Annotated in this window: 23 protein-coding genes and 1 tRNA gene; 10 read left to right on the top strand and 14 right to left on the bottom strand. The window is 40.5% G+C overall.

Annotated features, from left to right (window positions below; translation table 11 throughout):
* The first annotated feature begins 5 nt into the window (after positions 1-5).
* Positions 6-1,493 (top strand): glutamate synthase subunit beta, encoded by a 1,488-nt coding sequence (locus tag K8O68_RS20645; protein WP_230898628.1) that lies wholly within the window; start codon positions 6-8, stop codon positions 1,491-1,493.
* A gap of 195 nt (positions 1,494-1,688) precedes the next feature.
* Here K8O68_RS20645 and K8O68_RS20640 read toward each other — a convergent pair whose 3' ends face one another.
* The 3 genes from K8O68_RS20640 to K8O68_RS20630 form a co-directional block, all read right to left on the bottom strand.
* Entirely contained in the window at positions 1,689-2,438 is a 750-nt protein-coding gene (locus tag K8O68_RS20640; protein ID WP_230898627.1) for a sulfite exporter TauE/SafE family protein, read from the bottom strand.
* 152 nt (positions 2,439-2,590) lie between these two features.
* The gene (locus K8O68_RS20635) at positions 2,591-2,890 is read right to left on the bottom strand and encodes an MTH1187 family thiamine-binding protein (protein ID WP_093050327.1); all 300 of its coding nucleotides are present in this window, start codon (positions 2,888-2,890) and stop codon (positions 2,591-2,593) included.
* Positions 2,891-3,017: 127 nt separating this feature from the next.
* Positions 3,018-3,305, bottom strand: coding sequence for a hypothetical protein (locus K8O68_RS20630; protein ID WP_230898626.1), 288 nt, complete (start codon positions 3,303-3,305; stop codon positions 3,018-3,020).
* 105 nt (positions 3,306-3,410) lie between these two features.
* On the opposite strand from K8O68_RS20630, the gene K8O68_RS20625 reads away from it, so the two are divergent.
* On the top strand, positions 3,411-4,406 hold the full coding sequence (locus K8O68_RS20625) for a zinc-binding dehydrogenase (protein ID WP_230898625.1): 996 nt from the start codon (positions 3,411-3,413) through the stop codon (positions 4,404-4,406).
* 236 nt (positions 4,407-4,642) lie between these two features.
* Here the strand turns inward: K8O68_RS20625 and K8O68_RS20620 are convergent, their stop codons facing one another.
* Complete coding sequence (locus tag K8O68_RS20620) at positions 4,643-5,005, bottom strand: hypothetical protein (protein WP_230898624.1); 363 nt, start codon at positions 5,003-5,005, stop codon at positions 4,643-4,645.
* A 150-nt stretch (positions 5,006-5,155) separates the two neighbouring features.
* Here K8O68_RS20620 and K8O68_RS20615 point away from each other — a divergent pair, with 150 nt between their 5' ends.
* A complete protein-coding gene (locus tag K8O68_RS20615; protein WP_230898623.1) occupies positions 5,156-5,371 on the top strand; it encodes a methionine aminopeptidase in 216 nt (71 codons plus the stop codon).
* 304 nt (positions 5,372-5,675) lie between these two features.
* A complete protein-coding gene (locus K8O68_RS20610) occupies positions 5,676-7,619 on the top strand; it encodes an LTA synthase family protein (RefSeq protein WP_230898622.1) in 1,944 nt (647 codons plus the stop codon).
* Between the two features lie 166 nt (positions 7,620-7,785).
* Here the strand turns inward: K8O68_RS20610 and K8O68_RS20605 are convergent, their stop codons facing one another.
* Entirely contained in the window at positions 7,786-8,478 is a 693-nt protein-coding gene (locus tag K8O68_RS20605; protein WP_230898621.1) for a DUF4352 domain-containing protein, read from the bottom strand.
* A gap of 257 nt (positions 8,479-8,735) precedes the next feature.
* On the opposite strand from K8O68_RS20605, the gene K8O68_RS20600 reads away from it, so the two are divergent.
* From K8O68_RS20600 to K8O68_RS20590, 3 genes are all read left to right on the top strand, one after another.
* Positions 8,736-9,347 carry a DUF421 domain-containing protein gene (locus tag K8O68_RS20600; protein ID WP_230898620.1) on the top strand — a complete coding sequence of 204 codons (612 nt, stop codon included), beginning with the start codon at positions 8,736-8,738 and terminating at the stop codon, positions 9,345-9,347.
* A gap of 19 nt (positions 9,348-9,366) precedes the next feature.
* Positions 9,367-10,647 (top strand): chloride channel protein, encoded by a 1,281-nt coding sequence (locus K8O68_RS20595; RefSeq protein ID WP_230898619.1) that lies wholly within the window; start codon positions 9,367-9,369, stop codon positions 10,645-10,647.
* 201 nt (positions 10,648-10,848) lie between these two features.
* Positions 10,849-11,178: a peptidoglycan-binding protein gene (locus K8O68_RS20590; RefSeq protein ID WP_230898618.1), complete on the top strand. Its 330-nt coding sequence runs from the start codon at positions 10,849-10,851 to the stop codon at positions 11,176-11,178.
* Between the two features lie 876 nt (positions 11,179-12,054).
* Here the strand turns inward: K8O68_RS20590 and K8O68_RS20585 are convergent.
* From K8O68_RS20585 to K8O68_RS20575, 3 genes are all read right to left on the bottom strand, one after another.
* Positions 12,055-12,129 (bottom strand) — tRNA-Val (locus tag K8O68_RS20585).
* Positions 12,130-12,366: 237 nt separating this feature from the next.
* The gene (locus tag K8O68_RS20580; protein ID WP_093055534.1) at positions 12,367-12,546 is read right to left on the bottom strand and encodes a hypothetical protein; all 180 of its coding nucleotides are present in this window, start codon (positions 12,544-12,546) and stop codon (positions 12,367-12,369) included.
* 135 nt (positions 12,547-12,681) lie between these two features.
* Entirely contained in the window at positions 12,682-13,245 is a 564-nt protein-coding gene (locus K8O68_RS20575) for a phosphatidylglycerophosphatase A family protein (protein WP_230898617.1), read from the bottom strand.
* A 258-nt stretch (positions 13,246-13,503) separates the two neighbouring features.
* On the opposite strand from K8O68_RS20575, the gene K8O68_RS20570 reads away from it, so the two are divergent.
* Both K8O68_RS20570 and K8O68_RS20565 read left to right on the top strand, forming a co-directional pair.
* Complete coding sequence (locus K8O68_RS20570; RefSeq protein WP_230898616.1) at positions 13,504-14,022, top strand: YjcG family protein; 519 nt, start codon at positions 13,504-13,506, stop codon at positions 14,020-14,022.
* Between the two features lie 2 nt (positions 14,023-14,024).
* A complete protein-coding gene (locus tag K8O68_RS20565; protein WP_230898615.1) occupies positions 14,025-14,447 on the top strand; it encodes a GNAT family N-acetyltransferase in 423 nt (140 codons plus the stop codon).
* Between the two features lie 60 nt (positions 14,448-14,507).
* On the opposite strand, the gene K8O68_RS20560 is transcribed toward K8O68_RS20565, so the two are convergent.
* Positions 14,508-14,969, bottom strand: a complete 462-nt coding sequence (locus tag K8O68_RS20560; protein ID WP_230898614.1) for an S-ribosylhomocysteine lyase — start codon at positions 14,967-14,969, stop codon at positions 14,508-14,510.
* A 200-nt stretch (positions 14,970-15,169) separates the two neighbouring features.
* On the opposite strand from K8O68_RS20560, the gene K8O68_RS20555 reads away from it, so the two are divergent.
* Positions 15,170-15,781: a pyridoxamine 5'-phosphate oxidase family protein gene (locus K8O68_RS20555; protein ID WP_230898613.1), complete on the top strand. Its 612-nt coding sequence runs from the start codon at positions 15,170-15,172 to the stop codon at positions 15,779-15,781.
* 50 nt (positions 15,782-15,831) lie between these two features.
* Here K8O68_RS20555 and nfsA read toward each other — a convergent pair whose 3' ends face one another.
* The 5 genes from nfsA to K8O68_RS20530 form a co-directional block, all read right to left on the bottom strand.
* Entirely contained in the window at positions 15,832-16,578 is a 747-nt protein-coding gene (nfsA, locus tag K8O68_RS20550) for an oxygen-insensitive NADPH nitroreductase (RefSeq protein ID WP_230898612.1), read from the bottom strand.
* A 147-nt stretch (positions 16,579-16,725) separates the two neighbouring features.
* Positions 16,726-17,067 (bottom strand): YppG family protein, encoded by a 342-nt coding sequence (locus tag K8O68_RS20545; RefSeq protein WP_230898611.1) that lies wholly within the window; start codon positions 17,065-17,067, stop codon positions 16,726-16,728.
* 3 nt (positions 17,068-17,070) lie between these two features.
* Complete coding sequence (locus tag K8O68_RS20540) at positions 17,071-17,511, bottom strand: Hsp20/alpha crystallin family protein (RefSeq protein ID WP_230898610.1); 441 nt, start codon at positions 17,509-17,511, stop codon at positions 17,071-17,073.
* A 444-nt stretch (positions 17,512-17,955) separates the two neighbouring features.
* Positions 17,956-18,648 carry an ABC transporter ATP-binding protein gene (locus K8O68_RS20535; protein WP_230898609.1) on the bottom strand — a complete coding sequence of 231 codons (693 nt, stop codon included), beginning with the start codon at positions 18,646-18,648 and terminating at the stop codon, positions 17,956-17,958.
* Between the two features lie 188 nt (positions 18,649-18,836).
* Positions 18,837-19,493, bottom strand: a complete 657-nt coding sequence (locus K8O68_RS20530; protein ID WP_230898608.1) for a potassium channel family protein — start codon at positions 19,491-19,493, stop codon at positions 18,837-18,839.
* Between the last annotated feature and the right edge of the window lie 108 nt (positions 19,494-19,601).

Raw genomic sequence — 19,601 nt, 5'->3', positions numbered from 1 at the left:
CTGCTATGGGAAAAACGACTGGTTTTATGGAATATGATCGTCAGTCACAACACGAAAGAAACCCTTCTGAAAGAACGAAGGATTGGGAGGATTACACAGAGCCTTTATCAGAAGAGGAACTGAAAAAACAAGGGGCACGCTGCATGGATTGTGGCGTCCCTACCTGCCATACTGGAATGGAAATTGAAGGAGCTACCACAGGCTGTCCTGTCTATCACCTGATCCCCGAATGGAATGACCTTGTTTACCGGGGAAAATGGAAAGAAGCCTTGAAGAAAGAACATGAGAAGAATAACTTCCCTGAGTTTACAGGAATGGCTTGCCCTGCACCTTGCGAAGGAGCCTGTGTATTAGGCATTAATGAACCGCCTGTTGCCATACGGACTGTGGAAAGGTCTATTATAGAAAAAGGTTTTGAAGAAGGCTGGGTGGTACCTGAGCCTCCTGAAAAACGAACAGGAAAGAAAGTCGCTGTGGTTGGCTCCGGACCAGCAGGGCTTGCAGCGGCGGACCAGCTGAACAAAGCAGGACACTCGGTAACTGTGTATGAGCGGCATGACCGGATTGGCGGACTGCTTACTTACGGAATTCCTGAAATGAAACTCCCATACAGTGTAGTTGAACGCCGCGTCAATATTTTGAAAGAAGAAGGAATAGAGTTTGTAACAAACACTGAAGTAGGCAAAGATTTGCCTTCGTCTGACTTGGAAAACAGTTTTGACGCCGCCATCCTTTGCGGAGGGGCGACTGTTCACCGAAATATTCCTGCAGATGGAAGAGAACTGAAAGGGATTCATTATGCAATGGATTTTCTTCATTCTAATACGAAAAGCCTTCTTGATTCAAATCATGAAGACGGAAACTACATTTCGGCTGAAGGCAAAGATGTCATTGTCATCGGTGGAGGAGATACCGGAACGGACTGTTTATCCACTTCATTGAGACATGGGTGCAAAAGTCTGACTCAATTTGACATCTATACTAAAAAAGGAGCCGTCCGGGACGAAGTGGCGAATCCTTGGCCCCAATGGCCGGTCATTCACAGGGTGGAATACGGCCAGAAGGAAGCAGAGGCAGTTTTTGGCAAAGACCCGCGAGCTTATGCTGTTATGACGAAGAAATTTACAGGTGACAAAAATGGTCATGTAAAAGAAGTCCATACGATCGACGTGGAAACAACCTTTGATGAAAACGGTCATAAAATCCGTAAAGAGATTCCAGGAACGGAAAGAGTATGGCCGGCAGACCTCGTTCTTCTGGCAATTGGTTTTGCAGGACCTGAACAGGAAATGGTTGAGGAGCTTGGCGTAGAAACAGAAGACAGAACAACTGTTAAGGCAGAATATAACAAATTCGCAACAAATGTGGACGGTATATTTGCCGCAGGAGATATGCGCCGCGGCCAGAGTTTAATTGTCTGGGCAATAAATGAAGGAAGAGGCGCAGCCCGCGAATGTGATAAATATTTAATGGGGGCAACAAGACTGCCGTAACTCAGCCGTAATGAAAAGTATAAAACAATAAAGTCATCTATTAACGGGGCTGCCCTCTGGAAGTCTAACTTTTGAGGGTGGCCCCTTTCTCTTTTACACTGAGTATTATCCGTTTATTTGAATAACACCTGCCGAGATCATAAGGAGGAGAGGAAGAAGACTCTCCTAATAAAAGAAATTGCAATTTTAATCGTCTCAGCCGATTAACAGTTTTATTCCTCCTGCAAAGGAAAGGATTAGAATTATCATATTAAACTTCGACTGAGGAATGTAAGGGAGAAATTTTATCCCGAGATAAGTGCCGGTTAATATAGCAGGGATGAGCCACATGTTTATAGTGAGTGATTCCGTAGTAATGAGCCCTAAACTCCCGTACATAGGAACTTTAATAAGATTAACAGATAGAAAAAACCATGCGCCTGTACCTATAAATTCTTTTTTGGGAAGTGACAGAGCAATCAGGAAAATTGACATCACAGGTCCTGCCGCGTTTCCGACCATAGTTGTAAAACCAGCCAGCGTTCCCATAACGGCAATAAACCATATAGAAGCAGGCAGCATGCCGGACAGAGGAGTCCCTTGCTTTTCTTTAAAGAACTGGAGACAGATCATTAGCACTATAATAATCCCAAGGATGACTTCCACAGGTCTGCTGGAAGTAAAAAAATATAAAAATATAAAACCTGCTGCGAGTCCTCCGAGCACCCAGGGAATTAAAGAGAAAAGAGTCTTCCAGTTCACACTCTTCCGGTAATAGATTACAGCAATTATATCTGCTGTGATAAGGAGCGGGAGAACGATGCCTATAGATTCCCGGGCGGGAAAGATAGAGGCCATCACGGCAACAACAAGAATTCCCAATGCTGGGAGCCCTGTTTTTGATATACCAATTAAGACAGCGCTAATTACCGCCATCAGTATATGTATTCCTTCTAACTCAAACACTTACTTCACCTCCATATGAAGATTTGATTATGTATATAACGTTATAGAAGTTTGCATGAATTGGAAAGAGACCATCATTTATAAAAAAAGAAAAAAAAGCTGTTTTACAGGCTTCATAGCCTGCAAAACAGCGAAGATTAAGTTTATATAGTTTATTTATCGGAATTTGATACTCTGTCAACCTGTCTGTCCAAGCTGATCGGTTTGTCAACCCGGTCATCAATTTTGATGGTAGTGACCACACGCTTAGCCTGATTCTCAATTTCATTCAGATGAATCACCTGGGCAACATCCATCAATTTGTCCAGTTCGCCTTCAATAATTGTTGATGTCGGTGTCACTTGATAATTTAAACCGTTTTGCTCAATGACTGAGACTGCTTTCTCTACATCACTGTTAAAGCTTTCAGATTCTGTTCCAACAGGAACGACACTTATTTCTAATAATGGCATGTTTAAAAGCCTCCTTTAAAACTTAAGTTGTTTTTGTTTCTGGCAGTGTCATGCACTTTAATTTAGGTGACAAGCTTACATCCATCCTATTTCCAGATTTTGAAGACTTTAAACGTTGTTCTCAGTATTAATACTCCTGGCCTAATTCCTGTAATTTTTTCATTAAGTGAGGAGTTTGCCTCAGAATAAACAAACTGGTTTTGGATGAATGCCTGAAACTTCTATTAACAGAGATAAGCTTCTTAGCTATAAGTGATCTGATTGCAGGAGTTACACGCTCTATGACACATATATGATCTTTATTGGATTTTCTAATCAAAATCCATAACGTCTGTTTTTCATTTCCAGGAAGATTTTTAAGATAGTAAAAAATCTCCCGTTCATTTACGGGAAGGTCGCCAGCTTCAATTTTCATTACATGTCACCTCTGTAACTTTTGAAAGAAATCCTTGTCTTAAGTATAATTGGTTTTACAGAAAAAAAGCACAAAATAACGCTAACAGTTTTAAGGAGGCACAATATGAAAGCGTTTGTTCATGAAGGGAAAAAAGGCCTTGAAGGCACTCACTACAGAGATATGGAAGAAACTGAACCAAAGCAAGGAGAAGTAAAAATCAGATTAAAAACAGCCGGACTCAATCACCGGGATTTATTCGTACTTGAGAGACATAAGGAATCCGACCCGGCCCTGATTATAGGGTCAGATGGTGCTGGGGTTGTTGAATCAGTAGGAGAAGGGGTGACACGTGTCTCGCCAGGAGACGAAATTGTAATTAATCCGAGCCTTGGCTGGATGGACAAGAGTGAGGCTCCCCCTGAAAATTTCGGTATAGTCGGCCTGCCGGGACATGGAACTTTTGCGGAGAAAATAACTCTTCCAGAGAATAATGTAGAGCTAAAACCGGTGCATTTAAATTGGGAAGAAGCAGGGGTCTTTTCTTTAGCTGCTCTTACAGCTTACAGAGCACTTTTTACAAGAGCCCAGGTCAATCGCGGGGACACCGTTCTCCTCCCTGGTGTGGGCAGCGGTGCCGTGACTATTTTACTTCTCTTTGCCAAAGCCGCAGGAGCCAAGGTGATTGTCACCTCACGCTCGGAAGAAAAAAGGAGAAAGGCGATTGAACTTGGAGCAGACGAGGCTATTGACAGTGAGGGAGACTGGAATGAAGCGTTAAATAATGAACTAGCCGATATTGTAATAGAAACCGTGGGGGCAGCCACATTTGACAAGTCCCTTAACCAGTTGCGCAAAGGAGGCACGCTGGTGACTTTTGGCGCTTCTGCAGGTGACGAGATTAAACTGGATCTTAGAAGCTTCTTTTACGGACAGTATAATATGCTTGGAAGCACGATGGGAAGCAGAGACGAATATCAGGACATGCTGAAATTTATTAGTAAAAATAATATTAAGCCGGTAATGGATACAAGTTATCCGCTAAAGGATACCAGGCATGCTTTAGAGCGTCTGAATGAAGCAAAACAATTAGGGAAAATCGCTTTGATTATAAATAATTAACTTGAATATATCTGAGGCTGGGACAAAGCTAAAGACAAGCTTGTAACTTCGCCGAGAGAGAACCGGCAGATTAAAAGTACAAGCCCCTGGGCAAGCGTCCACCTGGCGGACTGAAATCACTCATTTTCTCAAAAAGAACAATTTTGTTCAGATTTCTTTATATTGCTATTCTTTTGTCCCAGCCTAGAAATGAGCTGCCCTGTCTTTATTGTAAAGACAGGGCAGTTCTCGTTCACTTAAAAGAAAAAGGGGAAAAATAAAGTTCTTATTCCGAAAAAAGGGAATCTTCTTCTCCGGAACCTTCTGAATCTGCGCGGAACCCCATAACCCAAACCAGGCCCAAAACCGTATGGAGCCCCTCCAAAGGCTCCTGCCCCAAACTGGCGCGAACCGTCCATATGTCCATCTTCCTCAGGCATCAGTAGTGTTACTCCTTCATGATCAGCATCTTCAATAATACCTTCGGCTATACTGCCATCCATCATTTGAAGCTGAATAAAATACAAGTGGTATTGCTGGCACATTTCCTGCATATGCTGCTGATGATGGTCGCTGTGAGCTTGATCTTCATATCCCATAGGGTGATTAGTGTGCTGCATAACTCTCAATCCTCCTTCTCAAGAGCCAATATATGCAATCGCCTAAAAATAGGTGAATATCATGTTTCCTGAGGGAATGCTTTCTGCTCTGTGAATAAATTCATCTCTTCTTACCAGATACTAGTTTAAAAAGGTATGAGGTGATGGAAAATGGGCTTATTTCAAGCAATATCCAATTGGAATGCCAACAGGCAGGAAAAGCTTCTAAACCAAATGAAGGAGCAAGGCATGTGTCCTGACTGCCAAGGGAAAGGGTTTAATATCCCCGTGAGCGAGTTTTATATTTCACCTGATTACTTTGAGTGTGAGGGCTGTGGTGGAAGTGGAAGCTATAATGACTGGTACAGTAATAACACTTATGTATAATTTAAGGTTCCCTTATCCAGGGGATCTTTTTTTTGTAAACGATGGTCTGCGTCAATGGTTCATAAGGATAACTTTTTTTGATGAGAAGCTTCAAACGTCACTCCAAGTTTAATTGTGCCTAAGGTGTACTTCGGTTTCCGAAATAAACGTGAAAACAGAATAACTGCTTTTAAATTTAAGCCTGTGGACACGCAGTTTTTTTATCTCTCCTTTTTAATAGAGTGCTTTATCATAATTTACTTATAAATACATAGAATAATTCAGTGGACATGTTTTAATAACAGGTATTGGAGGGTTTGCCGTTATGGTTTCCAAAGCCAAAGCTTATTCGCTTTTATTTTTATTTATCTCTGTATTTTTTACCGAGTCAGTATTTCAATTAGCTACCGATGGCTCACTTTCTATCACTGGTTTATCCATTTCTTTTCTGTTCTCTTTCTCAATAGCTCTCGTTATTTTTACTTTAGCAAGCTTATTTAATGGAAGGATTAATTTTGTGATTTTCAATGGTTTTCTCATTTTGACAGGAGTGCTGTTTTCTTCCCAGCTCATATATTTTAAGTTTTTTAAGACTTTTTACAGCCTTTATTCTACAGGTAACGTCTTACAGGTAGCAGAATTTTGGAGAGATATTATTGATTTGGGACTCGGTCAATCTGCCTGGATTGCATTATTTTATTCACCTGCAGTATTTCTGTTTGTGTATGGAAAAAAGTTAATGGCATTTCATAAATTAAAAGGACGGGTGCTGACAGTCTTAGGCTGCAGCTTTATTATTGCCTATGCTTCCGCATTATCTCTTATTTATATTAATGGCCAGGATACTAATTCTCCTTATGAACTGTATTTCAAACAGGGAGGAATGATACAGTCCGTGGATCAGCTCGGTTTATTAACTGCTATGAGATTGGACTTGCAGCGCCTTGTCCTTAATTATCCATCCGGTGTGGCTGTAAAGGTTCCCGGTGAACTGCCTGCACAGGAAGAGGGGGAAGGCGAAGGTTCAAAAGAAGGTGAGTTACAGGTGCTGGATATTGATTTCCAAAGACTGATAGCTGAAGAAGAGGATGAGCAGATTAAGCAGATGCACAGATACTTTCACAATGTGCCTCCCTCCCGAAAAAATGAATTTACAGGTAAATTTGAAGGATATAATCTTGTCCTTATAACAGCAGAAGGCTTCTCTCCTTATGCAGTTCATAAAGAGGTAACACCAACTCTCTATAAAATGGTGAATGAAGGGTACAAGTTTACAAATTTTTATAACCCGCTTTGGGAAGTGAGCACGTCTGATGGAGAGTACGTGGCCACTACAGGCCTGCTGCCTATGAACGGTGTATGGAGTTTTTATAAATCAGGAAGCAACCTCATGCCTTTTGCGATGGGAAACCAGCTGAAAAAAAGAGGGTACAAAACAGTGGCCTACCATAATCATACGTATTCCTATTATCGGAGGGACATATCGCACCCAAATATGGGCTATTCCTACAAAGGGATAGGGAACGGCCTGCAAGTAGAAGAGATTTGGCCGGCGTCCGACCTTGAAATGATGCAGAAGACGGTGCCGGAGTATATACAAACACAGCCTTTCCATGCGTATTACATGACCGTGAGCGGACACATGCAATATAATTTCAGCGGAAACAACCAGGCTAATAAAAACCGTCACTACGTTGAACACCTTCCTTTCTCAGACCAGGCAAAAGCTTATTTAGCCACCCAGGTTGAACTGGACCGTGCTTTGGACTATTTATTATCCAGGCTGAAAGAAGAAGGCATCGCGGAGCAGACCTTGATTGTTCTCAGTGCAGACCATTACCCATATGGACTGGAAAAGAAGGCGATAGATGAACTGGCAGGAGGGCCGGTGGAAAGGAATTTTGAATTATATAAAAGCCCGTTGATCATGTATACTGAGAGGATGGAACCGATGACTGTCGATAAGCCTTCATCAAGCCTGGACATTATTCCGACTTTATCTAACCTGATGGGGCTTGAGTTTGATTCAAGGCTGATGATAGGGAGAGATATCTTGTCAGATTCTGACCCTCTTGTCATATTTTCAAATAAAAGTTTCATAACGGATAAAGGGCGGTTTAACTCAGAAACAAATATATTTACACCCGTTCCAGGAGCGGAGGTCAGTGAAGGTTACGTAAAGAGAATATCAGCTGAGATAACAAATAAGTTTAGTGTTTCAGCTAACATACTTGAACTGGATTATTACAATAAAATAATTCCAGATTGAATACACAAACGGCATGGGCTATTTATATAAATTTTGTGTTCTAATATCTCTGTTCCAAGTTATTGGAGACATAATTAATATTTAAAGCACCCCGTATTTTAGCGCATGTCTAAAATTGGGGTGCAGGATCCTCAGGTCCGGCAGCAGTTTACCGCATTTTTTATTTTTATAAAATTACCTCAACCTCTATATCTTCTCCTTCTTCCTCCCAATCTTCTTCCACATCTAAAGGAGCATTCCAGCTCAACTGGATACTTTCAATTTCTTCAGCATCCGAATTTTCCAGTATGTAAAAGAAACTTCCGCTGTTCGACGTGCCGGCTTCCATATCTCCTTCAATATGATCAGACAGCCACAAGTCGGGCTCCAGTTGTTCACCTGTATTTGTTGTTAAAGTCGCCTGGCCGGAATAAAACAAAATTTCCTCATCACCATTGTTTTCCACCTTCAAATCAACTTGGACATAATTCAGGTGATCTTGATCAGTGGCTTCCTGTACTTCGTCATCAGGTTCTCCTGAGGCAGTAGTCACTTGATCCACTTCTAAATGAATAGGTCCTGTCTCCATATTTTCTACATTATCTTCGCGGGCATGAAGTGTATAAGTGCCGCTCTCTGTTTCAATAGTGTCTCCAGCTTCAGCTTCGTCACCAGCTTCCGCCATGTCATCAGCCGGTTCTTTGTTAGCACTGCCATTATTGTTTTCTTCATTGGTAGCTGGGTCATTGTTTTGCTCAGTTTGTGGAGAATCACCATTGCCAGTGTCAGTGTTTTCATCTCCATTATCAGCACTCTCATTTGCACAGCCTGAAACCGAGACTAACGTCGTCAGTGACAGAACAGTTATTAGCTTTTTCATACTTAAAATCCCCTTTTTAAAGATTCTTTCGTTGTCAGTTGTCCTTAATAATAAACTTAAAGCCAACTCACAGGATTGATGCTATCATACTTGATTACCCATTAATTGAGGAGAAAAAACAAGATTTTATGTATCCTGGAATGATTATAAATTCTGGAGGCAGTTTAAGACCGTCCAATTCGCCTTTAACACATATTTGTTCCATTTATGTAAAAGATATAAAATAACGGAATGACGCTGTAAAAGGAGGGGAACTATTGGATCTGAATTTCATTTGGAAGGCTGTACTGATTGTTTTTGGAGGAGTACTGATTTTACGTCTCGCAGGGAGAAAATCAATTTCCCAATTGACTGTCGCTCAGACGGTTATGATGATTGCCGTCGGTTCCTTAATTATTCAGCCTGTAGGCGACAGGAACATTTGGATCACTCTCCTGATTACATTAATACTCGTATTAACTCTTTTGTTTATTGAGTACATCGTGCTAAAAAACGATAAGCTTGAGAATTTTTTTTACAGTAAATCTGTCATAGTAATCGAAAACGGCCAAATTCATTTGAAGAACCTGAAAAAATTGAGACTTACGGTAGATATGCTGGAATTGAGGTTAAGACAGCAGGGCATTCAAAATTTTAATGATTTACAGTGGGCAACTATTGAATCTAATGGCCAATTAGGCTATATGCTCAAACCCGAAAAGCAGACTGCTACAAAAGAGGATATACATATGCTGATTATGATGCTTCAGGAACATTTTCCAGACATAGCGGGACACCCAACAGCTGACAGCTCCTCTGAACCAGTTAATCTATTTACGGAAGTAGCGAACAACAGCCATGCTGAAGAACCTGAAGATGAACTGAAATAAGGAAGCGGGATGACGTTATATGAATAAATTTTTTTTCATAACCCTTGCCAAATGGGTATTACCGGGAGGAATTATCGGTCTGCTGATTGGATCTGCCACCGCCTTGCTTTTAACTGTGAATGATGCACTTGGTAACGTAAGGGAGCAAAACTCATGGCTCATTCTGTTTCTTCCACTTGGAGGCTTGCTGATTGGGTATTTATATATGAAAATAGGCCCGAGTTCAGGATATGACTTATATAAAGGTAACAACCTCGTCATAGAAGGCGTGCAAGGAAAGACAAAAGTGCTGCGCAGACTCGGTCCTTTAGTTTATTTAGGCACTTTTATCACTGTATTATTTGGCGGCTCAACCGGAAGAGAAGGAGCTGCCATTCAAATGGGAGGGAGCGCAGCCGAAACAGTCATCAGGTTTTTCAAAATAAATGTGATTGACAGAAAGATTCTGCTCATGAGCGGCATAAGTGCAGGCTTTGGTGCAGCTTTCGGCACCCCGATTACTGGCGCTGTTTTCGGAATGGAAATGTCCTCAATTGGAAAAATGAAGTTTGAAGCCCTTATCCCTTGCCTCACAGCCAGTTTTATTGGGCATTATGTAACCGAGAAAGTCTGGGGAGTGGAACACGAAGAGTTTGTAATTAAAGCCCTGCCAGAATTATCGATTATGTCATTTGCAAAAGTTGTGTTATTAGCAGTAATCTTCAGTCTGCTAAGTATTCTTTATTGTCAGCTCAGGCATGGCATTCACTTTCTTTCTGAAAAGTATACGAAGAAAAATCACATGGTAAGAGCATTTGTGGGCGGGGTAATAATTGTAGTACTCACTTTTTCGGCAAGTACATATGAATATAACGGCAGAGGACTAGATATGCTTGAAGCATCTTTTGAGAGTGACGTGCCTCCTTTTGCTTTTTTGGCTAAACTCGTTTTTACTGCAGTAACTATGGGCACCGGCTTTGTCGGAGGGGAGGCGATTCCACTCTTTTTTATGGGAGCCACTTTAGGGAATACTCTCTATCCATTTTTTGATTTTCCGCTCTCTTTCCTGGCAGCGTTAGGTTTAATTACAGCTTTTTGCGGTGGTGCAAATACGCCGGTTGCTGCCTTTTTGTTAAGTGTTGAGTTGTTCGATGGAAAAGGAATAGAATATTTTTTTGTGGCGTGTATAACTGCTTTTATTTTCTCAGGCCATCATGGATTATGGCCATCACAGAAAATTTACGAACCGAAAAGCCGGCTTTTTCGTCTCACTAATGGAGATACTATTAAAAATGTGGAACAAAAAAAGAAAAGACATTAAGGAAAACTACTGATCTTAAAAACCACTTTTTTAATGGGTCAGGGCAGTTACTAATTTTTTCACTGGCAAAATAAAATAGAGGGATGAGCAGGCTCTATCCTGCATAAATATAGATAAGCAGACAACTAGCAATCATTTAAAAACTTACAGTAAATATAAGAGTCGCCTTGGGGATACAAGTAGTCATAAGGAGGAGAGACTATGCTATTAAAGAATGGTTCGATTAGCAGAAGTGTCCGGCAATTGCAAAAGGACTTACGGGAGCTGGGTTATTCACTCCCCAGTTTCGGAGCAGATGGTTCCTATGGAAATGAAACAGTCAATGCCGTAAGGGAGTTTCAAATTAATCATAATCTAACTGTTGATGGAATGGCAGGACCTGAAACATTGGAAACCATTAAAACCCTTCTCACAGAAGAAACTGAGTTGTACCGGGTCCAAGTAGGCGCCTTTACCACAAAGCAGCGAGCCAAAAAAATGGAGGACAAGCTTAAAGCTGCAGGATTTGAGACATACCTCGTAAAAGGATAACTAAAGAGGCCGGGACAAAACTAAAGACAAGTTTGTTAAAGACGAACAATAATTTTATCAGACATTTTATCACATGGGTCACTTTTAGTTTTACCACATATTAAATAGCCTCTGCTTTTTTATTGAAGGACAGAAGGCGGCGACGCCACAGGGATTAAGCGAAGTCTGAAGATCCAGTTAAAAACGGGCTGTAAAAAAATGCACCGCTAAATCCATTATTTTTCCGGTGAACGAAGGCGAGGACACCCAGAGGATGAGCGATCTTTTCCTGCGACGAGCAAGCGCAGGAGCAAAGTCTGAAAATCCACTTTCCCGAAGCAGTTCTTCGGGAAAGTTAGTTGAAGACAAGCCCTTGGGTAAAGAAAACACAGCGAACTTCCACACGGATGTGGTGACTTCGGCGTTTTCACAGGACGTGAAGGGGTTAGCCGAAGATCCCTGCGACGATGTTGCACTTATGCCTGTGGTATAAGCCTTCGCTGAGAGTGAACCCGCAGATTAAATAATTGGGGTACAAGCCCCTGGGCAAGCGCCCGCCTGGCGGACTGAAATCACTGCCAATACTATTTATCAGAGTTAATTTTTTATTAAGTACAAAAGCGGAAAAGCCAAACAAAAATCATAAGATTTGTTCGGCTTTTTTTATATTTACGATTCTTTTGTCCCGGCCTCTTTTTATTGACCGTCAATATAAAATATATAAGATTAATTAATGGTGAAACATTAAAAAACCCTTGGAAAGCGTCCGATTAAAGTGGAAATAATGCAGATAGTCTGAAACTGACATGTTCCTATAAAATATGAAATAGATTCTATTGCTGTAATAAATAAAATAAAAAACCCCTTGAAAACCAAGGAGTTAAATATGTATTGTTATGGTGGGCTGTACTGGGATCGAACCAGTGACCCCTTGGTTGTCGACCAAGTGCTCTCCCGCTGAGCTAACAGCCCATATGTATGCCGATTCCATTCAGTTGGAATGAACTGACGAACCAATGTATATTGCAGCGACAAATATTAATATACAAGAAAAGCGAATGAAAGTCAATAGATTTTCTGAAAAAGGTTAAATTATTGTTTGTGAAGAGAGCAATACCGGCATTACGAGTTTTTTTATTTGAACCAAAACACATAATACCTATGAAGCTAACTGAATTCATCGGGGTATTAAATTTTCGCATCTCCATTTTATTCATCATATGTATACCGGACGATATACCGGTCATTTTTAATCTTCCGTATTTCAACTGACGGACCGTTCTCATAGCCGTTAACCCAGTTGTCTTCAAGCTTTGCTTTAAGACAGCTGGCTTGAAACTTTGAAGGGAATATTTGCTTCCAGTAAATCCACCTTGGTCTTTTAATCATTCATTACCTCTCCTAATAAATGGCCATTTTAAAAAGAATATCATTGGGAAGGGTGAGAATCAAGCACGAAGAAGAGAACCAATTAATAAGCCAGTCTTTAGTTAAGACTGGCTTAGAAAGGTTTTCTCATTAAGTTTAGCCAATACGTTCTTCTTTATCACGGTGCTTTATTTCTTCTTCTCTTAATTGTTCTTCACGGTCCCTGATTCGGTGGGCGAGTCTGCTTGACGCATTGGCGGCAATACTGCAGACGAGATCATCAAGAAAAGTGTGGACTTTATTGCCTGGCTTAGAGTCTAATTTCTTTATAATGCCGACTTTTTCTTTATCGAGATACCCGAAGGTGGTAACAGCAATACTTCCGTATCCGAATACGGAACCGATGGCAATCGTTTCATCGACGCCGAATAAGCCTTCGTCCATTTCCACGATGGATTGAAGAGGTTCTGATAATTTATTTTGCTCAGCGAGTTTGTCTAATTCAATACCTACTAAGACAGCGTGCTGGATTTCTCTTTTTTCCAGAACCGCATCAACGCTTTCAATACAATCATCTAGAGTAATGGAGTCATTAAATTCAGACTGCATATCATAAACAATTTGAGCAACGTCCTCAATTTCAACTCCCCGTTCTTTAAGAAGAGTCCTTGCAGCAGATTCTACGACATGGCAATGGACTGGTTGTTTTTTCTTTGACATTTGAGCGTTCTCCTCTCTGTGTGTAAACGTCTCTGACTACATTAATTTTAACATATATTATAAAATAGCTCACATTTGGCATTCCCTTAACTTCTTTGAGAAAAACACAAATGTCACATAAAAATTTTGCAGAATAAAAGGATTTTTGTAATGGAGATAGAAGTATATTATGATGTATGTACGCTGAGACAGCCAAATTAACGTAATAACTGTTGAATTAATAGAAATTTAGCAATTATGATATAAGGAGGAGTTTCAATGAAGTATGGTATTGCCGTTTTCCCGTCTAAAAAATTACAGGATATGGCCAATTCATATAGGAAAAGATACGACACGAAGTATTCTCTTGTCCCCCCGCACCTTACGTTGAAAGAGCCGTTTGAAATGGAAGAAACTCAGATAAATGAATTTTCCAAAGAAGTAAGGAAGGTTGCTAAAAAAGCTTCTCCTTTTACTTTAGAAGTTTATAAATTCAGTTCGTTTTATCCGGTAACGAATACAATTTATATGAAAGTCCGTGAAAATGAATCCCTGCTTGCTCTCCACAATGAATTAAATTCCGGGAGCCTCAAGAAAGAAACAGAACATCCTTTTGTACCTCATATAACAATCGGACAGGAAATGAATTATGATGAATTGTCTGATGTGTTTGGCCGTTTAAAGCTGGAGACCATTAATTATGAAGAAACAGTGGACCGCTTTTCTCTTCTGTACCAATTGGAAAACGGCACCTGGACAGTTTATGAAACTTTTCTGTTGGGAAGTGATGAGCAGTAGTGGTGGAAGTACGCAGAGCTTTAGCAGAAGATGAATTAAAAGATGTCTACAAAGTCAGGCGTGAGGTATTTATATTGGAGCAGGGTGTGCCTGAAGAGATAGAAATTGATAATAAGGAAAACGAAGCGATTCATTTTGTTGTATATAGAGAAGGCCTCCCGGTTGGCGCCGGAAGGTTGAGAACAGAAGAAACGACAGCCAAAGCTGAACGGGTGTGTATTTTAAAAGAAGCAAGAAGAAAGGGATTAGGTTCTCTATTAATGAAAAAGATGGAAGAAAGTGCTAAAGCTGAAGGGCTTACTAAATTCAGGCTGAATGCCCAGCTGCATGCGGAACCCTTTTACATTGAGACAGGATATAAAACAGTCTCAGAGCAATTTTATGATGCAGATATTTTGCATGTGACTATGGAAAAAGATTTATGAGAAAAATAAAAGGAGCAGGTTTTAAAAGTTATGCTTTTAAGACCTGCTCCTTTTTTATAATTACATAACTTCTGTCCAGCTGTCTTTTTCGTCAAGCATCTTGCGGGCAATGTCTTTAGCCCCTTCAAGGGAATGGGAGGCAGCCCATCCGCACTGAACTTCATTACAAGCGGGAACTTCCGTCGCTTCCAGCACATCATTTAACGTTTTATCGAGCAATGAAAGCACATTGTCATAGCTGTCGTCATTAATAATCGACATGTAAAAGCCTGTCTGGCATCCCATAGGGCTGATATCCACGATTTGGGAATGGTGGTTGCGGCTGAATTCGGCCATCATATGTTCAAGGGAATGAAGGCCGGGCATTGTCATATGTTCTTTGTTAGGCTGGCAGAACCTCAGGTCATATTTATAGATGGTATCACCATTAGATCCTTGAGTTGTACCGGCAAGACGAATATACGGCGCTTTAACCTTAGTGTGGTCGAGGTTAAAACTTTCTACGTTCATTTTTTTAGTCATTTTTACAGTCCTCCTTAGTAAGAATATGAGGGAAAATAAACCGCCGTCTTTTTTATTTTAACAGGGTTTATATGAGGCTGCTACATATATCATTCTCCGTATTGTTTAACAGTATTATGAACATTCCAAAAAGGGAAAAGGGCCAGTGGCATTCTATATTATAATTAGAGGTATCAGAAACTGAGAAGGAGAGACCGGACATGCCTCATAAATCCTCTGGAGAATTACTGCTTCAAAAGGAAAAAGGGACTGCTAAAAAAGCTGAATCCTTTTACAAAAACCAGGTACGTTTGTCTTTAAATGAGAAAATGAGAGAGTTTATTTCAAACCAGACGATGGCCTTTATAGCAACCTCCGGGTCAGACGGGGATTGCGACTGCTCTTTTCGGGCTGGAGAACCGGGCTTTATAAAAGTATTGGATAAAAACACTCTTATTTACCCTGAGTTTCGGGGCAATGGCGTCTTTGCAAGCCTAGGGAACCTTAAGGAGAATGAGAAATTAAGTCTTCTGTTTATCGATTTTGTATATGACCAGGTAGGACTCCACATAAACGGAACTGGCAAAATATTTAACACAGATGACTTGCGCTCCGCTCTGAAAGAAAAAGGATATCCGCTTTTTTCTGAAAAAATCAAATCAGCCGGAAAAATCGAATATTGGGTGTGGGTGACTGTAGAAGAGGCTTATATCCATTGTTCAAAACATATAATTAAAATGGTTCCGGAAGCGGACAGCAGAGCTCTTAATTGGGGAACAGATGATTTCAAGAAAAAGAAAGGAGGTTTTTTCCATACAAAAGCTTTAAAATAATAATGCTCAAAAACCGCGGCGAAAGTAAAAAAAGCCGCGGTTTATTTATTTTACGTCTTTAAAAAGCCTTTTTTCTGAATAAAATCTTTCATATCTCTTCTTACTGCTTTACTGAGCATACGGGTCATTTGTTCTGTCCACGTGTCAGAACGTTCTCCGCCAGTCCGTTTATTATAATAGTCTGAAATGATGTCGTTATAAATGCTGAGTCCTTTTTCAACTTCTTTATCTGATGGATATGTTTCTTCAAAATAAATATTGCCCATAGGAAGTCTTGGTTTCTGGTCTGTAGAGGTCTCAGGGACGCCAACTGCCATCCCGAAAAGGGGGACCACATAACCAGGCAGTTGCAGGAGTTCCGACACTTTTTCAATGTCATTTCTAATTCCCCCAATATAGCAAATGCCAAGATCCATAGATTCAGCAGCAATGGCTGCATTCTGGGCAGCAAGGGAGGCATCAATAGCCGCTACCATAAATTTTTCAGTTGTTTCCAGTGATGCATTTACTTGCGTCCCTTCCATTCCGGATGCAATAGTATGCCGGTGAAGATCGGCGCAAAAAATAAAAAAGTGGCCGTTTTTTTCAACATAAGGCTGGTTACCTGCAAACTGGGCCAGTTTTGCTTTCGTTTCAGGATTCTTAATGCCCAGTATGGTATAAGCCTGGATAAAACTTGATGTAGAAGCTAATTGAGCAGACTGGACAATATAACTGATCTGTTCATCTGATAATGGCTCGTCTTTAAATTTACGGATAGACCGGTGGTTTAACAGCGTTTTAATGGTTTGGTTCACATGATCAACTCCTGTTATGTAGTTATAATAAGTTTACCATACGTCATAAGGATTCACCGCTGATTGAAATCCGGCAGCAGGAAAGAATAATAGCCGGGAGGGCAGATGGAAAAAATAAAAGCGCAACAGGGAGAACCGGAAGGCTCCCTATTTCGCTTTTGTAAAGAAACTTCCTACTTGTTTAACGAGGGGACTGACTTGATTTGCCGTTTTTACGACTTGATCCATGGTTGTCATAGCTTTTTGAAAGTCAAATTTACCGTCACTTGTCTGAAAAGCCTGCATCAGTTTTGATCCAGGGTTCTGCTGGGGTGCTGGCGGGTAACCTCCAAATTGCTGGTAAGGCGGGTAGCCGGCAGACGGATGCTGCTGTTGATAATATGACTGTCCGTAACCTGGCCATTGGTTTGAAGGCGGTCCGGGTGGATGAAACGGCTGGTGGTACTCGTGCGGCATATTCGGCTGGCGGGGCGGACGTCCGAAAAACATGGCTTACACCTCCTTTGTATCAATGGATATACGTTTTCTCTTGTTCGGTATACGGATAGTCAGTAAACCTTGAGAAAGGCTTGCTTTAATGTCTGACTGGTTGACGGCAAAAGGAAGATTAACTATCCGATCGGATTTATGGTACCTGAAGTACTGTTCAGTAGTCTTTTTAACATCATCTTTTTTCTCTGAATAACTTTCATTTTTGATACTGATTTTTATGTGGTTTTGAAAGATATCTAACAGAATCTGTTCTTTTTTAATTCCTGGAACTTCTGCCTCAATTACATACTCATCTTTCGTTTCATATTGATAGACAGGTATCATTTTGGAAGGATGCAGATGCTTAATAGCCTGGTTAAAGAAACTGTCCATTGAATTTAAAATATCCCCAAAAGGCTGTTCATGTATGGGCTTTATTTCACGCTTCTTTCGATCGCTCATTAATATCACCTCTTAAACCGTGTTTCCTGTATTAATATATGTAACGAAACTGATAAGTGAATAGGCATATGTCCCTGTAAAAGAAATGAAAAAAGTAAATATCATTTATTTCACCTTTTCCTGACTCCCCATACTTTCTTTTTGGCGGTTATCTTGGCATAATGGATTGTAGTAGAATCTGCATCATACGAAAATCTCTTATAATAAAGGTGTGATCATATGGGGAAGGTTCAAAAGGCAGTAATAATTGTATTGCTGGCAGGAGCCGCTGCCGTAGTTGTTACATATACCATTCTGACGATCTTAGCTATTGTGTACGGGTCGGGGAGCTGACTGGAAACATATAATATTTTAAAAAGAGCAGGCTCCCAGCTCCGTTAAACGTAAAAAATGGCTCCCACCTAAGGTGAGGGCCATTTTTATTTTAGCGTTTATTCTAATCGATTAATGAAGCTGTCCTTCTTCATTTTTTTCTACCAGCTGGCAGTTCTCTACAGAAAAATGCCTGTCTGCCTGATCTCTGATTGTCTCGTCATTCGTAACTGCAATAACGGTTAACCCTTGTTTTTTTGCAAAATTCATCAAACGGTCAAGAACAGCTTCTCCTTCCGGACCATCGAGGGCTTTTGTTGGTTCATCAGCCAATATAAGTTTAGGGCTGGTCATGAGTATGCGGCCGATACTGGCGAGGATCTGGTGTTTATCATCCAGTCCCTCAATGGATTCATCCAGCTTTTCCTCGGAAAAACCAAGATCCATTAATATCTCAGCAGCTTGTTTGTATTTTTCTTTATATTGAGGATGGTCAGGCTTTAAGCCAAGAAGGAGGTTTTGTCTAGCTGACAGGTAGGGAATCAGAACCCCTTCTTCGTTTATATAACCTATGTTTTCAAGGCGCCACTCCGTACGTTTCCGTATAGTCAAAAGGTCTTCCCCAAATACGTGAACACTGCCTTTATTGGCAGGTGTCATTGCTGCGAGCATACGCAGCAAAGTTGATTTTCCTGTGCCTTCTTCGCCTGATATGACAACGAGTTCCCCCTCGCGCACAGTAAAGTTCATATCATTAAATAAAGTCGTCATTTGAGAACCATTAGAAAAACGTTTCACTACTTGATTTAATTCAATCGCATTCATACGTCAGCACCCCCGAAAGTGTGATTTCGCCATACCGGCTGAATCATTGAGACTCTAACTCCTTTAGATATATTAAACCATGAAACATACATAAATGAAACCGCTGTCATTTAAAAAGATTGACAATTTTGTAAAATTAAAAAACTTTCTACTGTTTCAATAGTAGAAAGTTTTTTATGCAATAAACGTTAGAGGGCTTCGTCCTGAAAACGGCGAAGATCCTGTTTGCTGCCGATCATGATTAAAATATCCCCTTTATGCAGTTCATCGTTTGGATTGGGGGTAATATTTACTTTGCCGTTTTGTTTTATAGCGAGAATCGTACAGCCGAATCGGGCCCGGATATCGAGTTCAATAAGCGATTTACCTTCCACTTTTGAAGTCGTAATAACTTCAACAATACTGTAATCAGCGGATAAATCAATGTAGTCTATTACTTTTTCAGAAGTTAAAAATTGGGCGATCCGGTTTCCCATATCATGTTCAGGGTGAAAAATACGGTCAGCCCCTATCTTCTCCAACACTTTGTGATGGTAGCTGTTCTGGGCTTTCACCCACACTTTAGGCACATTCATGTCTTTTAAATGAAGCGTACATAAAATACTTGCCTGTATATCTTCAGCTATGGCTACGATAACATGCTCAAAATTTCTGATTCCAATCTGTTTAAGGGCAGCTTCATCTGTCCCGTCAGCGAGAAGAGTGTGGGTTGCATAGCTGGATGCATCCTCAATTTTCTTCTGATTTTTATCTATAGCCAGCACTTCATGGCCTAAATGATATAATTCTCTGCAGACGCTTTGGCCGAACCGGCCCAGTCCAATAATTGCAAATTGTTTTTTCATTTTATATTTCCCTCTTATAATCTAATTGTGTCAAAGTATATCATTTACTTGTTTGACTTATCAAGTGAATATTTAAAGTAATATTCAGCTCAAAATATGTTGAATAAT

Source organism: Salipaludibacillus sp. CUR1 (assembly GCF_021028955.1).
Classification (GTDB): Bacteria; Bacillota; Bacilli; order Bacillales; family Salisediminibacteriaceae; genus Salipaludibacillus.
This window is presented reverse-complemented; position numbering and strand designations above follow the sequence as displayed.

Excerpts from the sequence above, each read along its gene's own strand:
- K8O68_RS20645 (WP_230898628.1), top strand. The coding sequence starts at position 6 with ATGGGAAAAACGACTGGTTTTATGGAATATGATCGTCAGTCACAACAC.
- K8O68_RS20635 (WP_093050327.1), bottom strand. The coding sequence starts at position 2,890 with ATGCCATTATTAGAAATAAGTGTCGTTCCTGTTGGAACAGAATCTGAA.
- K8O68_RS20630 (WP_230898626.1), bottom strand. The coding sequence starts at position 3,305 with ATGAAAATTGAAGCTGGCGACCTTCCCGTAAATGAACGGGAGATTTTT.
- K8O68_RS20625 (WP_230898625.1), top strand. The coding sequence starts at position 3,411 with ATGAAAGCGTTTGTTCATGAAGGGAAAAAAGGCCTTGAAGGCACTCAC.
- K8O68_RS20620 (WP_230898624.1), bottom strand. The coding sequence starts at position 5,005 with ATGCAGCACACTAATCACCCTATGGGATATGAAGATCAAGCTCACAGC.
- K8O68_RS20615 (WP_230898623.1), top strand. The coding sequence starts at position 5,156 with ATGGGCTTATTTCAAGCAATATCCAATTGGAATGCCAACAGGCAGGAA.
- K8O68_RS20610 (WP_230898622.1), top strand. The coding sequence starts at position 5,676 with ATGGTTTCCAAAGCCAAAGCTTATTCGCTTTTATTTTTATTTATCTCT.
- K8O68_RS20605 (WP_230898621.1), bottom strand. The coding sequence starts at position 8,478 with ATGAAAAAGCTAATAACTGTTCTGTCACTGACGACGTTAGTCTCGGTT.
- K8O68_RS20595 (WP_230898619.1), top strand. The coding sequence starts at position 9,367 with ATGAATAAATTTTTTTTCATAACCCTTGCCAAATGGGTATTACCGGGA.
- K8O68_RS20590 (WP_230898618.1), top strand. The coding sequence starts at position 10,849 with ATGCTATTAAAGAATGGTTCGATTAGCAGAAGTGTCCGGCAATTGCAA.
- K8O68_RS20580 (WP_093055534.1), bottom strand. The coding sequence starts at position 12,546 with ATGATTAAAAGACCAAGGTGGATTTACTGGAAGCAAATATTCCCTTCA.
- K8O68_RS20575 (WP_230898617.1), bottom strand. The coding sequence starts at position 13,245 with ATGTCAAAGAAAAAACAACCAGTCCATTGCCATGTCGTAGAATCTGCT.
- K8O68_RS20570 (WP_230898616.1), top strand. The coding sequence starts at position 13,504 with ATGAAGTATGGTATTGCCGTTTTCCCGTCTAAAAAATTACAGGATATG.
- K8O68_RS20560 (WP_230898614.1), bottom strand. The coding sequence starts at position 14,969 with ATGACTAAAAAAATGAACGTAGAAAGTTTTAACCTCGACCACACTAAG.
- K8O68_RS20555 (WP_230898613.1), top strand. The coding sequence starts at position 15,170 with ATGCCTCATAAATCCTCTGGAGAATTACTGCTTCAAAAGGAAAAAGGG.
- K8O68_RS20545 (WP_230898611.1), bottom strand. The coding sequence starts at position 17,067 with ATGTTTTTCGGACGTCCGCCCCGCCAGCCGAATATGCCGCACGAGTAC.
- K8O68_RS20540 (WP_230898610.1), bottom strand. The coding sequence starts at position 17,511 with ATGAGCGATCGAAAGAAGCGTGAAATAAAGCCCATACATGAACAGCCT.
- K8O68_RS20535 (WP_230898609.1), bottom strand. The coding sequence starts at position 18,648 with ATGAATGCGATTGAATTAAATCAAGTAGTGAAACGTTTTTCTAATGGT.
- K8O68_RS20530 (WP_230898608.1), bottom strand. The coding sequence starts at position 19,493 with ATGAAAAAACAATTTGCAATTATTGGACTGGGCCGGTTCGGCCAAAGC.